At 53.4% G+C, this 14,564-nt stretch carries 11 protein-coding genes and 2 pseudogenes; 12 read left to right on the top strand and 1 reads right to left on the bottom strand.

The window, feature by feature from the left end; translation table 11 throughout:
• The 11 genes and pseudogenes from CPT76_RS03385 to CPT76_RS03340 form a co-directional block, all read left to right on the top strand.
• Positions 1-986 (top strand): annotated as a pseudogene (locus tag CPT76_RS03385) (aminomethyl-transferring glycine dehydrogenase subunit GcvPB); the annotation flags it as partial.
• Positions 987-1,281: 295 nt separating this feature from the next.
• A complete protein-coding gene (locus tag CPT76_RS03380; RefSeq protein WP_105441929.1) occupies positions 1,282-2,478 on the top strand; it encodes a Gfo/Idh/MocA family protein in 1,197 nt (398 codons plus the stop codon).
• A gap of 293 nt (positions 2,479-2,771) precedes the next feature.
• A complete protein-coding gene (locus CPT76_RS03375; protein WP_105441928.1) occupies positions 2,772-3,524 on the top strand; it encodes a response regulator transcription factor in 753 nt (250 codons plus the stop codon).
• Positions 3,487-4,682: pseudogene (locus tag CPT76_RS03370) on the top strand (sensor histidine kinase); the annotation flags it as partial. The gene CPT76_RS03375 and the pseudogene CPT76_RS03370, both read left to right, overlap by 38 nt.
• Before the next feature lie 3 nt (positions 4,683-4,685).
• Complete coding sequence (locus tag CPT76_RS38810; protein WP_374954601.1) at positions 4,686-5,174, top strand: sensor histidine kinase; 489 nt, start codon at positions 4,686-4,688, stop codon at positions 5,172-5,174.
• A 156-nt stretch (positions 5,175-5,330) separates the two neighbouring features.
• Positions 5,331-5,636, top strand: a complete 306-nt coding sequence (locus tag CPT76_RS03365) for a Dabb family protein (protein WP_105441927.1) — start codon at positions 5,331-5,333, stop codon at positions 5,634-5,636.
• A gap of 765 nt (positions 5,637-6,401) precedes the next feature.
• On the top strand, positions 6,402-7,544 hold the full coding sequence (locus CPT76_RS03360; protein ID WP_374954597.1) for a type 2 periplasmic-binding domain-containing protein: 1,143 nt from the start codon (positions 6,402-6,404) through the stop codon (positions 7,542-7,544).
• Between the two features lie 204 nt (positions 7,545-7,748).
• Positions 7,749-8,618: an ABC transporter permease gene (locus CPT76_RS03355; protein ID WP_234489544.1), complete on the top strand. Its 870-nt coding sequence runs from the start codon at positions 7,749-7,751 to the stop codon at positions 8,616-8,618.
• A gap of 18 nt (positions 8,619-8,636) precedes the next feature.
• Positions 8,637-9,524 (top strand): carbohydrate ABC transporter permease, encoded by an 888-nt coding sequence (locus CPT76_RS03350; protein ID WP_105441925.1) that lies wholly within the window; start codon positions 8,637-8,639, stop codon positions 9,522-9,524.
• A gap of 248 nt (positions 9,525-9,772) precedes the next feature.
• On the top strand, positions 9,773-11,644 hold the full coding sequence (gene htpG, locus CPT76_RS03345; RefSeq protein ID WP_105441924.1) for a molecular chaperone HtpG: 1,872 nt from the start codon (positions 9,773-9,775) through the stop codon (positions 11,642-11,644).
• 164 nt (positions 11,645-11,808) lie between these two features.
• Positions 11,809-13,011: an SEC-C metal-binding domain-containing protein gene (locus CPT76_RS03340; RefSeq protein WP_105441923.1), complete on the top strand. Its 1,203-nt coding sequence runs from the start codon at positions 11,809-11,811 to the stop codon at positions 13,009-13,011.
• 306 nt (positions 13,012-13,317) lie between these two features.
• On the opposite strand, the gene CPT76_RS03335 is transcribed toward CPT76_RS03340, so the two are convergent.
• Positions 13,318-14,070 carry an SGNH/GDSL hydrolase family protein gene (locus CPT76_RS03335; RefSeq protein WP_105441922.1) on the bottom strand — a complete coding sequence of 251 codons (753 nt, stop codon included), beginning with the start codon at positions 14,068-14,070 and terminating at the stop codon, positions 13,318-13,320.
• A gap of 153 nt (positions 14,071-14,223) precedes the next feature.
• Here CPT76_RS03335 and CPT76_RS03330 point away from each other — a divergent pair, with 153 nt between their 5' ends.
• A complete protein-coding gene (locus tag CPT76_RS03330) occupies positions 14,224-14,496 on the top strand; it encodes a NifU N-terminal domain-containing protein (RefSeq protein ID WP_076175691.1) in 273 nt (90 codons plus the stop codon).
• Positions 14,497-14,564: the final 68 nt, after the last annotated feature.

The following is a 14,564-nucleotide window of genomic DNA, read 5'->3' as shown; positions in this document are numbered from 1 at the left end:
AGGCGGCGACCGCTGCCGTCAAAGGCTACAAAATCATCACCCTTCATCCGGACGAGGACGGATTCCCGGACCTGGAGAAACTGAAAGCTGCGGTCTCCGAACGGACCGCCGGCTTCGTCGTGGCGAACCCGGAAGACACCGGCATTTATAACCACCGGATCCGCGAGTTTACGGACGTGGTGCATGCCGCCGGCGGGGTCTGCTACTACGACCAGGCCAATGCCAACGGCCTGCTCGGCATTACCCGCGCGAAGGAAGCGGGCTTTGACATGTGCTTCTTCAACCTGCACAAGACGTTTGCCGCGCCGCATATGTGCGGCGGACCGGCCACCGGCGCGCTCGGCGTGACCGATGCGCTGAAGCCGTTTCTGCCGGGACCGCTGGTGGATCAGGCGGCGGACGGGAGCTATGTCCTGCGGGAGCAAGGCGGCAGCAGCATCGGCAAGGTCCGCAGCTTCCACGGCGTCGCCCAGACGGTGCTCCGCGCCTACGCGTGGATTCTCAGCCTCGGTGCGGAAGGACTGAAGGATGTGGCGCAGACCGCTGTGCTGAACAATAACTATCTGTACCACAAAATCCTGCAGATCCGCGGGGCAAGCGCGCCGTACATCAAGGGCCGACGCCTGGAGCAGGTCCGCTACAGCTGGAAGCAGCTGACCGACGAGACCGGCGTCACGACCGAAGATATTACGCGGCGGATGTGCGACTTCGGCCTGCATTACTGGACGTCCCATCATCCGTACATCGTGCCGCAGCCGTTTACGCTCGAGCCGACCGAATCGTACTCCAAGGAAGATCTTGACGAGTACATCCAGGCGCTGGAGCATATTTCAAATGAAGCGTACACGAATCCCGAGATGGTCCGGACGGCTCCTCATGCCAGCACAGTTCACCGCAACGATGAATCGTCCCTGGACGATCCGCGGCAGTGGTGCATTACCTGGCGCGCCTATCTGAAGAAGACCGAACCGTCAGCAGTGAAGTAACCACAAATGAACTTGTGAGACCAAGGCCACAGCCGAACCGATGGCTTTGGTCTTTTTTTATGGACTTGGCCCAATATAGTCTTCTTAGACATAATTGGGCGGCTGGCCAAGCCGGATCCGGGGGAGGAATAGGTCTTCCGGTTCCCTTACGCTCGGTATCCAAAAAACACGAAAAATTTGGAGAAGGAATAACCCTTTTTATAGAGAACTATGCTTGTATAGTCCATAAAACAGCCAAAGATGGACTGCATTATTCACAGCCAAAATAACCAAATATTTGGAGGAGTGATCGAGGGTGAAGGAGAAGGTGCGTGTTGGAATGATCGGTCTCGGCGCACGCGGCATGGGGCTGCTGAGAGGAATCATCCTGCATATGGAAGATGTCGAGGTTGTCGCGGTTTGCGACCTGTATGAAGACCGCTGCGAGGAGGCGGCTGGCTATGTCCAAGAGACAGGAACCGCCAGACCGCTGGTAACGACCAAATATCAGGAAGTTGTGGCCCTGCCGGGGCTGGACGCCGTTGTCATCGGCGCATCCTGGGCGGACCATATTCATATTGCTACGGCATGCATGGAAGCGGGAATCTACGTGGCCAGCGAGGTGGGCGGCGCCTATTCGGTGCAGGAGTGCTGGAAGCTGGTGGAGACGTACGAGCGCACCGGCGTACCCTGCATGATTATGGAAAACTGCTGCTACGGACGCGAAGAACTGATGGTGCTGAACATGGTCAAGCAGGGCGTATTCGGCGACATCGTTCACTGCGCCGGCGGCTACCATCACGATCTGCGCGAAGAAATTGCCTACGGCATCGAAAACCGGCATTACCGCCTGAACAACTATATTCACCGCAACTGTGAAAACTACCCGACGCATGAGCTCGGACCCATTGCTCAGATCCTGGGCATCAACCACGGCAACCGGATGGTATCCCTTGTCTCCATGTCCTCCAAGGCTAAAGGCATGCATGAATACGTTGTCCGGGAGAGAGGCGCCGATTCGGCACTTGCCCAGACCGAATTCATGCAGGGCGATATCGTCACCACCGTTATCAAGTGCGCCCATGGCGAAACGATCACGATTACGCTCGACACGACGCTTCCCCGCTATTACTCCAGAGGGTTCACGGTCCGGGGCACCAAGGGGATGTATGTGGAGGAGAACCACTCCATTTACATCGACGGGCAGCATGACGAGCACCACTTCGACTGGAAAAGCCAATGGGGCAACGCCGATTCCTTCCGCGAGCAGTATGAGCATCCGATCTGGAAGAAATTCATCAGCGAGGGCGTGAAGGGCGGCCACGGAGGCATGGATTGGCTGGTCTACTCCGAATTTATCGAATGCGTGAAGAACGGCACGGAAACGCCGCTTGATGTGTACGATATGGCAGCCTGGATGAGCATCTCGGCCCTTTCCGAAGAGTCGATCGCGCTCGGAGGGCATCCGGTGGCGATTCCGGATTTCACGAACGGGAAGTGGATGAGCCGATAGATTGATATAGGATCTTTTTTGAAAAATTTACCTGCAGCCATTTCGGAGAAACTGTCCCGAATGCACAGATTACGGGCGCTGGCGATTTTTTCTCGTCTTACGGATGGGCGTGCCTATCCCACTATCAACAATTTATTGAAAGCACTTTCACTTCATATGATATAATGCAATAAAAGCAGACATACCTAATATATCAATCACTTCCATCGATTGCATCGCTAAAGCGTAGCAGCCGCATACCCCAAGGTCCTTTCCCTGTATATTATTAGTTCATAAGGAGACGAGTCCGTACGATGTTTAATGTTCTTGTAGTAGACGATGAGCATGTTCAACGAGAAGGCATCAAGGATTTGATATCAGAATACCGGTTCCCGTTCCACGTGCTCGAAGCCGAGAATGGCCGCGCGGCCGAAAACATTTTGAACCGCCACCCGATCGATATTCTGATTACCGATGTCAAAATGCCGCTGATGAGCGGCCTCGAGCTCGGCCGACTGGCGAAAAAAACGCAGGACAACCTCAAAATCGTCATCTGCAGCGGATACGACGAATTCGAATACGCGAAAACCGCCATTAAGCTGGGCGTCGTCAACTATCTGCTTAAGCCGCTTGTGACCGAGGAGTTTTTGGAGGTGATGGAGGAGATTACGCATATTCGCCCCCATGCCGGCGAGCCGGAGGTGGAATCGGAGGAATCGAAGGTGATCCGCCAGGTGAAGGAGTTCGTGAAGGATCACTTTCAGCGCGACCTGTCATTGACGGAGGTGGCCAATGAGGTGTATCTGTCCCCTGGATACTTGAGCATTTTGTTCAAGAAAGAAACCGGGATGAACTTTTCCAAATATTTGACCGACCTTCGCCTCCGCAAGGCAGGCCATCTGCTGCTGCACTCCAATATGAAAATTAACGACATCGCGGCGTTTGTCGGCATCGACAACACCTCTTATTTTTGCCGGCTGTTCAAAACCAACTACGGCGTGAGCCCATTACAGTATAGAGAGAGCGGGAATGTCCATGCTTCACTGGATCAAGAGCAGGTTCAATGATATCCGGTTCCGCAACAAGCTGCTGCTGTCCCACCTTTTTATTGCGCTGATTCCCATTCTGCTGCTCGGCGTACTCGCTTTTATCCAATCCTATCGCATCCAAATGAAGGAGCTGAAGAGCGAAGCTGCGGCCAGTCTGGACCAAGTGGCGAACATTCTCGATTATAAAATCAACCGCTACAACACGCTGAGCGAATTTATCGTGCTGAACCGCGACTTTTCGAAACTGTTCACCCGGAACTATGCGGGCAACTACTTCGAGATGTTCCTCGATTTTCGGGATATTATGGATCCGCTCATCTCCAATACGAAAACGATGGACGACAATATCGAGGGCATTACGTTCTATACGTCCGGGGATTTGCTCGGCATCCGCGACAACATTTTGCCGCTCAGCGATTTGAAGCAAAAGCCGTGGTTCGACGGGTACCGGGGCAGGCATTGGGTGGTGGACGGCAGTCACGTCTACCTGGTGCAGGAGCTGATCAGCAATTTGAAGGACAGCAACTACATGGTGATCTCGGTCAATTACGACAGCATTTTCTCGGATATGGACAAGCTGTCGGATCATATTACCGTGCAGATCGAGGGTCCGCAGCACCAGCCGATCTTCCGTGAACAGAAGGCGGACCCGCCCGCTCAAGGGGCGACCCGGCTCGACCGGACGCTGAAGAGCAACGGATGGACGATCCATTATTACCTGTCCAATGCGAATGCGTATGTCAACGCGCTGACGTTTTTCAAAATCACCCTGCTCGTCATCGCCTTAAGCCTGCTCGTCGCCTTTTTCCTGATTTATATCGTGTCGAACAACTTCACGAGGCGGATCATCCATCTCAAAAACAAGGTGGACAAGGTGGAGCAGAACAACCTGGACGTGGTCATCCAGAGCTCCTCCCGGGACGAATTTGGGGAACTGACCAACGGCATCGGCAGGATGCTGGGGCGCATCAACAGTCTGATTCACCAGGTGTACCAGGCGGAAATCGCCAGGCAGCAGAGCGAGTACCAGCGATTGATCAATCAGATCAATCCCCACTTTCTGTACAACACGCTGTCTTTTATACACTGGCGGGCCAAAAAGAGCGTGACCTGGAAACCGGGTACATGGTATCGACGCTGGCCAAGTTCTACCGGACGACCCTGAACGGGGGCAGGGATATGGCGACGGTTGCGAACGAAATCGAGCATATCCGGGCGTATCTGGACCTGCAGCTCGTCATGAATGACGGGGACTTTGACGTGGAATTTCAAGTGGATGAAGATACGGCGGATTTGAAAATCATTCACTTCGTGCTGCAGCCGATCGTGGAGAACGCGATCAAGCACGGATTCACCTATCCGGAGGCTGAGGAAACTCCGCGGATCGTCATTGCGTCGCGCCGGCAGGAGGGCATCCTGACGCTGAGCGTAACGGATAACGGCGTCGGTATGACCCCTGTCCAGGCCGCCAAGCTGCTGTCGGCAGAGAACGGGGGAACCGGCGTGAAGAACGTCAACGACCGGATGAGGCTGTATTACGGGCTGCCGTACGGCCTAGCCATCGACAGCGCCCCCGGGATGGGCACGACGGTCACCCTGACGTTTCCTGCGGAGCCGGCGGACACGGCGCCGAAGGGGCTAGTCGAGAGCGCGGCTGCCGGTCCATAGAGGGCGGAGATCAGCGGTAGCGAATGGGGCGTGTATCCGCTTCGAAGCGCCATTGGCCGGCAGGCGATCCTGTTTTTTAGCGCGCAGAAGGAAGAGCCGGCTTCCGTATGGAAAGAAGGTAAAGAAGGAAAGAACGCATGAGGAGGAAGAAACCATATGTTTGAACATTTGGTCTCATTTAAATTTAACCGCATTCTTGAACCGGAGCTGGAGCAGGAGCTCCTCGGGCTACTGCGGGGGCTGAAAGATCAGATCCCCGGCATCGTTGACCTCACGGCCGGCGTCAATGAAACGGAGGAGACAGAAAACATCCACGGGTTCAGCATCGGGCTTCGCGTGACTTTCAAGGACCGCGAATCGCTGCAGGCCTATGGGCCGCATCCGGCGCATCAGACATTTGTCCGCAGGCTCGATGGCTTGATCGAGCAGGTCGTGGTGGTGGACTATCCCGTTCAAGGCTGAGCATCAATAATAGTCGAGGCTGTGTGAAGCCGGCAGTCGTGCTGCCTGCTGGCATATACCGGGGTATTCCTATTATTGCTCAACGTCTGGCAGCTGCCGCCAGAGTCATAGAGCGTTCCTTCGGGGCGCTCTTTTTGTGTGTCGAATCCGCCTACGGGGCATTCATGAAAAAAGTGACACAGAACGGAAAAATGTGATATATACGATTTTTTTGCAACCGCATACAATTTTACTTGTACAAGGAATCGACAAGAGAGGGGTTCAAAGGGATGAACAAGCGAAAAATATCGTCGCTGCTGGCCGTCACGTGCATAACGGCGCTTATCGTCAGCGGATGCGGCGGCGGAAGCGGCAAAGCGGAGGACAAGGTTGTCAGCGAAAAGGACTACGAGCCGTACAGCAAGTATGAATCCCCGGTGGAGTTTACCATCGGACGCAATACGAGCCATACGAACAATCTGCCGAAGGGCGATTCGATTGAAAACAACATGGCGACCCGCTACGTCGAGAGCAAAGTGAACGTGAAGGCCAAGGTAGCCTGGGAGACCGACGATATGGACCAGAAGCTGTCCCTGTCGATGACGACCGGTGAGCTGCCGGACGTGATGCTGGTCAGCCGCACAATTTTCAACCAGCTCGTGGACAATGACCTCATTGAAGATATGACAGAGGTATATGAAAAAAACCGCCTCCGAGGGCGTCAAAAACATTTACTCTTCTTACGGGGATCTGCTGCTCGATCAAGTGAAAGTAGACGGCAAAATCATGGGCCTGCCGATGACGAATATCGGCAACCAGCATCAGCTGCTGTGGATTCGCAAAGACTGGCTGGACAAGGTCGGCGGCAAGCTGCCGCAGTCGGTGGACGATGTGTGGAACCTGGCTAAAACCTTTGTAGAGAAGGACGTCTCCGGAACCGGCAAGACGATCGGGTTCGGGATGAATCAGGATGCGATGAATTTCTCGCCGATTTTTGCAGCTTATAATGCATTTCCGGGGCAGTGGATCAAAAAAGACGGCAAGGTCGTGTACGGCTCCGTGCAGCCCGAAATGAAAGAGGCGCTCGCTGATTTGGCTCAGCATTACAAGGAAGGGCTGATCGACAAGCAGTTTGCGGTCCGCTCGGACGAAGAGAAGGAAGCGCTGGTCATCAACGGCCAGGCTGGCATGCTCTTTAACCCATGGTGGATCGGATACACGAATTACAAGGACTCCATCAAGCAGGATCCGAAAGCCGAATGGGTGGCGGTATCCGCACCTGTAGATGAGAACGGCAAATTTAAAACGATCCGGCAGGACCCGGTCGGCGGAGGCATTGTCGTTGTGCGCAAAGGCTACCCGCATCCTGAAGCGATTATGAAATCGATCAACCTGACGACGGACTTCCTGTACTCGCTGACGGACGACGCCGTCCAGTACAAGAAGGAGCATGCCAGCGAAGGGCTGACCGACCACAGCCGCTGGAATAACGAGCCGACACAAATTCCGATGCAGGTGGACTATGACGACGTGCTCAAGCGGTATTACGACGACATCATGAAGGCCGACAAAGCAGGCAGCGCCGACGGAATTCAGGAGGACCGCGTCGTGTCCTACGAAGCGTACCAGGAGTTCAAGCAAAAGGGGACTGCGATCGACGCCAATACGTACGGCGAATATCTGTCCCGGATCGAGGGGCAGCGGGAGGCGAACAACCCGAACCTCGAAGTGATTCCGGCCGGCTTCTACGGCACGACGGAAACGATGAAGCTGAAATGGGCCAACCTGCAGAAGATGGAGCAGGAAATGATGCTGAAGATCATCATGGGACAGGCCGGCATCGACGCTTTTGATCAATTCGTGTCGACCTGGAAGAAGACCGGCGGCGATGAGATCACGCAGGAAGTGGAAGAGATGAGCAGCAGGTAAGGCGGTTTCGAGGCTTGTACGCAAACGTCAGGGGGCCCGGCTTCGGTTTGGCTCCCTGCGTTGTTCATAGGGGCCGATTATCGGCCCAAGTCAATACATCCTGGATAAATGGAAGTGATAAGCATGTCTTCGCTGGAAGCAAGTCTCAATACGGAGCGGCAGGTTTCGGGACGAATACGGAAGAAACGGAAAGCCTTTCATGAAATGACGTATCACTTCATGCTGCTGCCGGGCATGGTGCTGCTGTTCATTTTCTCCATCGTCCCGATGTTCGGCATCGTGATGGCCTTTCAGAAATTCATTCCGGCCAAAGGCATCTTCGGCTCCAAATGGGCCGGGCTGACCAATTTTACGTATATGTTTCAGCTGCCGGACGCGAAACAAATTTTCGTCAATACGCTGGTTATCGCGGTCGGAAAAATCATACTGGGGCTGATCGTGCCGATCGTGTTTGCGCTGCTGCTGAATGAAGTACGCCTCAAGGTGTTCAAAAGCACCGTGCAGACGATCGTGTACCTTCCCCACTTCATGTCCTGGGTCGTGCTCGGCACGATGATGACGATGATCTTCTCTTACGACGGCATGGTGAACAACGTTCTGCAGCTCTTTGGGATGGATAGAATGATGTTTCTGGCAAGCAACACCTGGTTCAGGCCGCTGCTGATCGTGACCGACACCTGGAAGGAGTTCGGGTACGGAACGATCGTCTACCTGGCCGCCCTGACGGGCATCAATCCTTCGCTGTACGAATCGGCCGCTCTCGACGGGGCAAGCCGGTGGAAGCAGACGCTGAACATTACGCTGCCCGGGATTTTGCCGACGATCATCCTGCTCGGCACGCTGAGCCTGGGCAATGTGCTGAATGCCGGTTTCGATCAGGTGTTCAATATGTACAATCCGCTGGTGTATCAGACTGGAGACATCATTGACACGTTCGTGTACCGGATGGGTCTGATCCAGATGCAGTATTCGTTTGCCACTGCGGTCGGCTTGATGAAATCGGTCATCAGCTTCGTGCTGATCGTCGTGTCCTACAAGCTGGCTTCCAAATACGCCGGTTACCGGATTTTCTAGAAAGGGGCGCTGATTTGCATGATACAATCAAGAACGTTCGGGGCGCAGGCTTCCCGCTTCCTGATCATCCTGGTGCTGGTGCTGATCGCCTGCCTGTCCCTTGCCCCGATCATCAATACGATCATGGTGTCGGTGAGCAGCAGCACGGCGGTCAACGCGGGTAAGGTGTATTTTCTCCCGGTAGGTATCAACTTCTCCTCTTACGTTAAAATTTTGGACGACGAGAAGTTCTGGAGGGCTTTCCTGGTGTCGGTGGAACGGGTCGCCCTGGGCGGAGCTATCAACATGCTGCTGACGGTTCTGATGGCGTACCCGCTGTCTAGAACGGCCTCGCAGTTCCGGGCCCGCAACGTCTATATGTGGATCATCGTGTTCACGATGCTGTTCAGCGGCGGCATTGTTCCCTGGTACATGGTCATCAGCAAGCTGGGAATGATCAACTCGATCTGGGCGCTCGTGCTGCCCGGCGCGGTACCGGTCTTTAACGTCATCCTGCTGATGAACTTTTTCAAAGGGATTCCGAAGGAGATGGAGGAGGCGGCCTTTATCGACGGGGCGGGTCCGCTGAAAATTTTGTGGCATATCTTCATCCCGGTTTCCATGCCCAGCTTGGCGACGATTACGCTGTTTGTCATCGTGGGCCACTGGAACAACTTCTTCGACGGGATCGTGCTGATCAACGACAGCCATAAAATTCCGCTGCAAACGTACCTGCAGCAGCTGAGCTTGACGCGGGACCAGATGCAGAATCTATCGGTCGAACAGCTGCAGCAGTACAACAAGATTTCCAACACCACGCTCAACTCGGCCAAAATTCTCGTATCCATGATCCCGATCCTGCTGATCTATCCGTTCTTGCAGCGGTATCTCATTCACGGCATCGTGCTGGGGTCGGTCAAGGAATAGGCGGGTCCCGGATAGGCAAAACATGACAGCGACGATAAAAGATGGGGCTGACCGCGCAGCTTTTGCAAAAGGCTGCGCGGTCAGCCCTGTTCGGCGTTTGCCGGGAATGGCCGGAAGGGATGCGAATGCGATCCGAATAACCAATTGTTGACTTCAAAAATGAACTTATGTTATATAAAAATAAGAATAATTAGCACTCATTATGTTTGAGTGCTAAGATACTATGTTCGTTGAGGGGAGTATGCTAGATGGCCATGAAAGAGTTTAAAGCCGAGTCGAAACGACTGCTTGAAATGATGATCAACTCCATTTATACGCAGCGGGAGATTTTTTTGCGCGAACTCATCTCCAACGCCAGCGACGCTATCGATAAAATCTATTATAAAGCGCTAACAGACGACCAGCTGGTTTTCAATAAAGACGATTATTACATCCGGATCACGCCGGATAAAGAAGCCAGAACGCTGACAATTTCCGATACGGGCATCGGGATGACGCAGGAGGAGCTGGAGAATAATCTGGGCGTCATAGCAAAGAGCGGGTCGCTGGCCTTCAAGAATGAGAACGAAGCCAAAGACGGCCACAACATTATCGGCCAGTTCGGGGTCGGCTTCTATTCGGCCTTTATGGTGGCGGACCGGGTGACGGTCATCACCAAGGCGCTTGGCTCCGATACGGCGTACAAGTGGGAGTCTGCGGGAGCGGACGGATATACGATCGAGCCTGCGGCAAAGGATACCGTGGGTACGGAAATTACTTTGAAAATCAAAGAAAACACGGAAGAAGACAATTACGATGAGTTTCTGGAGGATTACCGCCTCCGGACGATTATCAAGAAGTACTCGGATTTCATCCGGTACCCGATCAAGATGGACGTCACCGGACACCGGCCGAAAGAGGGAGGCGAGTTCGAGGAATACAGCGAAGAGCAGACCGTGAACAGCATGGTTCCGATCTGGCGCAAGAACAAGGGCGAGCTGACCGATGAGGACTACGTCAACTTTTATAACGAGAAGCGCTACGGGTTTGACAAGCCGCTGACGCATGTGCACATCAAAGCGGACGGCGCCGTTGTGTACAACGCGATCCTGTTCATTCCGGAGCACACCCCGTTCGATTATTATACGAAGGAATACGAGAAGGGGCTTGAGCTTTACTCGAACGGCGTCCTTATTATGGAAAAATGTGGCGACCTGCTCCCAGATTACTTCAGCTTCGTCAAAGGGATGGTCGATTCCGAAGACCTGTCGCTGAACATTTCCCGAGAAATGCTGCAGCATGACCGTCAGCTGACGCTGATCGCGAAAAATATCAAGAGCAAGATCAAGAGCCAGCTGCAGACGCTGCTAAAGGATGAGCGCGAGAAATACGAGAAGTTCTACGAGGCGTTCGGCAGACAACTGAAGTTCGGCGTGTACAACAATTACGGCGCCGATAAGGACGTGCTCCAGGACCTGCTGCTGTTTACCTCTTCCAAGGAGAAGAAGCTTGTAACGCTGGACGAATACGTATCCGGAATGCCGGAGGAGCAGAAATATATTTACTACGCCGCCGGCGAATCGGTGGAGCGGCTTGAGAAGCTGCCGCAGACGGAAATGGTGGCCGATAAGGGTTACGAAATTTTGTACTTCACCGACGATATCGACGAATTTGCCATCAAGATGCTGATGAAGTACAAGGACAAGGAATTCAAGTCGGTATCAAGCGGCGATCTCGGTATCGAGACGCAAGCGGACAATAAAGATGAAGCGGCAGAGACGGAGAGCAAGGAGCTCTTTGAGGAGATGAAGAACATTCTCTCGGGCAAGGTGAAGGAAGTCAAGGCTTCAAAACGGCTGAAGTCCCACCCGGTCTGCCTGTCCACGGAAGGCGACTTGTCGATCGAAATGGAGAAGGTGCTCAAAGCGATGCCGAGCGGCCAGGACATCCAGGCCGATAAGGTGCTGGAGATTAACATTCACCACGAGGTGTTCCAGTCCCTGAAGGATGCTTATGACAAGGACCGGGAGAAGCTGGGCCTGTACACGAACCTGCTGTACAACCAGGCGCTGCTGATCGAAGGGCTGCCAATCCAGGATCCGGTCGAATTCACGAACGATATTTGCAAAATTATGGTGTAAGCCAAGCTCCTACCCGACTTGCGGCAGATGCTTGACAGGCGGTACAACCCGGCCTGCCGGAGTTTTGACCTCCGGGCCGGGTTCCTTTTTTTGCCGGAGGGCGGGCTGCGCAGCGAACATCGTGTATAATGGTAGAAGGGCGCAGGGTGATGCCTTAACCGGTCATGCTGCGCATGCTTAATAACGAAGAAGAGGTGTACATGTTGGAAGACCCTACGTTACAACTGGAACAAACAAACATACAGCACGCCATCATCGGCGAACCCATGACCAGCTTGTCCGAGATTTTGCTGAGCCTGACCAAGACGAGGCTGTCCGCGCTGGCTTCCGTCCACAGCATCACAGGTCGTTCCAAGATGAAGAAAGAAGAGCTTGCCGAAGCGCTGTCGGATTACGTCACGAATACGGAGCATTTGACGTCCATGCTGCTCCAGATGGATGGTGCCGAATGGAGCCTGTTTGAGACGCTCCTTCAGGAGTCTTCCGTTCAAGATAATACGATTCCATACGGGGATTATGCCTTTTTGCTGGATCGCGGGCTTGTATTCAGCTTTTTTTCGGAAGGTCAGCTGCACCTGATCATGCCGGAAGAAATAAGGGACGCCATCCGCAAGGCTGATCTGCCTGCTTTGAAACAGCAGCACGGCCAGCACCAGCTGGCTTATCAATATATTGTTGCCGCATCCCATTTGTACGGAGCGGTTAAGCTGGACAAGCTTCTTGAGATCTACAACGCCCAGAATGAACAGGCGCTGAGTTCGGAGGAGCTTCTGAATGAAGTGAATGAGGCGATCGGCCGGGGCGAGAACTTGCTCCTCCACGGCGGATACATCGTGAACAGCTATCTGCTTCATGATCTGGACGAGCAGAAGATCAACGACTGGATCGCGAAGGTCGAAGGGAAACCGTATTACGTTCCGGATCAGGAGGAACTGCTCCGTTATACGGACGAAACGTACTTCGAAATGACGCCGCAGCTGTCCGCGCTGCAGCAGTACGTGCTGCGGGAGCTGTGCAAGGACCAGGAGACGGTGGAATACCTGATCGACGATCTCCAGCTGGCGTGCGCCAAGGGTTCGTCGATTCAGGATCTGATCTACGAATTCGAGAGCCGCAAAATCAATTTCAAAAACCCGCTTCAGGCCCAGCAGACGATTCAGCTGCTGACCGAAGTCTATAACCATACCCGGATGTGGGCCAATAACGGGTTTACCCTGGTGGAGCTTCAGGCCATTGCCGATGGTGTAAAGCCGGAGCTGGTGAAGCTGGTGAACGTTTCCGCAGCGGATACCGTGCCGAAGGTGGGACGCAACGAGCCGTGCCCTTGCGGCAGCGGACTGAAGTACAAGAAATGCCACGGAAAATAAACGCTTTTGGCTCTATTTATCCTATATAGATCATCAACTATAAGGGCGGCAGTCCGGACATGAACGTCATGTCCCGGGCTGCCGTTTTTGCGTTTCCTTCTTTCTATATGATCCAGCGCCAATGGATTGATTCCGAACAGACAAAAAGGCTGTCCCCCAGGTGAAGTCACCTGATAAGGAAGCCTTTTTTAGTACAAACTGAGTCTGGAAGCATGGTACGTCTATTGAATTGGATTTTCCAGCAAACAGATGAATGAAACGCAAAAAATCCATCTAATTTCAACTAAACTCGCATGATCCTATCATTTACGCCTCGCAGCCTATCGTATTGTCTTTCAGCAAATGCCCGTAATTGGCTTTGACGAACTCGAGAACCTTGTCGTAAATGATACGATGGCCGTCCCGGTTCGGATGGATGCCGTCGGAGCAGATGAATTGGGTAAAGTCCGGATGGGCGAGAAAAGCACCCCGCACGTCGATGTATTTGGTCTTCGTCAGCTCGGACACCTTGAGAATCGTCGAATTGTAACGCTCCTGCCACCAGTAGATTTTGGTGACGCTGCCGAGAAACTTCATGATGTTTCGCTCCGCTTCGGGGTTATCCTGGCTGACCCACTTGAAGTATTTATCCGCGTTGAGGGGAGGGAGGCTCATGAGGACCGGTGTAATCGACTGGCTTTTCAGAAAATTCACCGTATCCGTCAGCATTTTCTCAAACAGCGTAAAATCCGTCTTGGGACGGTGCTCCGCGTCCGGATTGCTGGCAATTTCACTCCAGTTAAAATCGCAATCGTTGCCGCCGTATTCAATCAGCACCATGCTGGGCTTGCCTTTCAGAATTTCTTTCTTCAGGCTGCCGATGCCCTTCATCAGCGTATTGCCGAATCTCGCCGTGTTTTTCACGGCTCCCTTTAGTTTGTCCTGAAGAAGGGATACGTAATTATCCTCAAGGATGACATATTTGCTGCGCGTTTCATCATACACGACCCCCTTGGAAATCGAGTCCCCGGAAACGATGTACGTGGCGTCCATTCCGGTCTGCAGTCTGCTGTCGCTCATTTCTTCACCTCTCCCTAACCGTTCAATTCCTTTTATTGTAATCCAGCGTTTCGCCAAGCGCAAATGATGTCGCTTTCACTTCTGAAGGGCGAATTGGTTTTGGTGGATAATGGACAATATGGTACAGTTATAGGCAGAAAGGAGTGATTAAGCATGGCCGTATCCATTCAAATTCAGCAGACCCCGAACCCACATTCACTTAAAGTCAATGCGAGCCAGAGCCTGTTCGAAGGACCGAAGAGTACCTCACTGAAAAAAGGGGACGACACCGACCATCCGCTCGCCGGCGCGCTGCTCAGCATCGACGGGGTGGACAACATCTTTGGCATCGGGACGTTCGTCACCGTCAGCAAAATGCCGGATGCCGATTGGGAGAACATCGTTCCGAAAATCGAAGAGGCGTTTACTAACGTTTACGGGGAATAGTGACCGAATAATAGCCACAACCACAGCCTCCGCACGTGCATGACACATAACCGAATGGCATGGCTATT

This window comes from Paenibacillus sp. AR247 (genome assembly GCF_002968895.1).
Taxonomy (GTDB): Bacteria; Bacillota; Bacilli; order Paenibacillales; family Paenibacillaceae; genus Paenibacillus_AQ; species Paenibacillus_AQ favisporus.
The sequence above is the reverse complement of the archived record's forward strand: the minus strand, read 5'-3'. Positions and strand labels throughout refer to the sequence as shown.

Excerpts from the sequence above, each read along its gene's own strand:
- htpG (WP_105441924.1), top strand. The coding sequence starts at position 9,773 with ATGGCCATGAAAGAGTTTAAAGCCGAGTCGAAACGACTGCTTGAAATG.
- CPT76_RS03375 (WP_105441928.1), top strand. The coding sequence starts at position 2,772 with ATGTTTAATGTTCTTGTAGTAGACGATGAGCATGTTCAACGAGAAGGC.
- CPT76_RS03350 (WP_105441925.1), top strand. The coding sequence starts at position 8,637 with ATGATACAATCAAGAACGTTCGGGGCGCAGGCTTCCCGCTTCCTGATC.
- CPT76_RS03360 (WP_374954597.1), top strand. The coding sequence starts at position 6,402 with ATGGGCCTGCCGATGACGAATATCGGCAACCAGCATCAGCTGCTGTGG.
- CPT76_RS03330 (WP_076175691.1), top strand. The coding sequence starts at position 14,224 with ATGGCCGTATCCATTCAAATTCAGCAGACCCCGAACCCACATTCACTT.
- CPT76_RS03335 (WP_105441922.1), bottom strand. The coding sequence starts at position 14,070 with ATGAGCGACAGCAGACTGCAGACCGGAATGGACGCCACGTACATCGTT.
- CPT76_RS38810 (WP_374954601.1), top strand. The coding sequence starts at position 4,686 with ATGGCGACGGTTGCGAACGAAATCGAGCATATCCGGGCGTATCTGGAC.
- CPT76_RS03365 (WP_105441927.1), top strand. The coding sequence starts at position 5,331 with ATGTTTGAACATTTGGTCTCATTTAAATTTAACCGCATTCTTGAACCG.
- CPT76_RS03355 (WP_234489544.1), top strand. The coding sequence starts at position 7,749 with ATGACGTATCACTTCATGCTGCTGCCGGGCATGGTGCTGCTGTTCATT.
- CPT76_RS03340 (WP_105441923.1), top strand. The coding sequence starts at position 11,809 with ATGCTGCGCATGCTTAATAACGAAGAAGAGGTGTACATGTTGGAAGAC.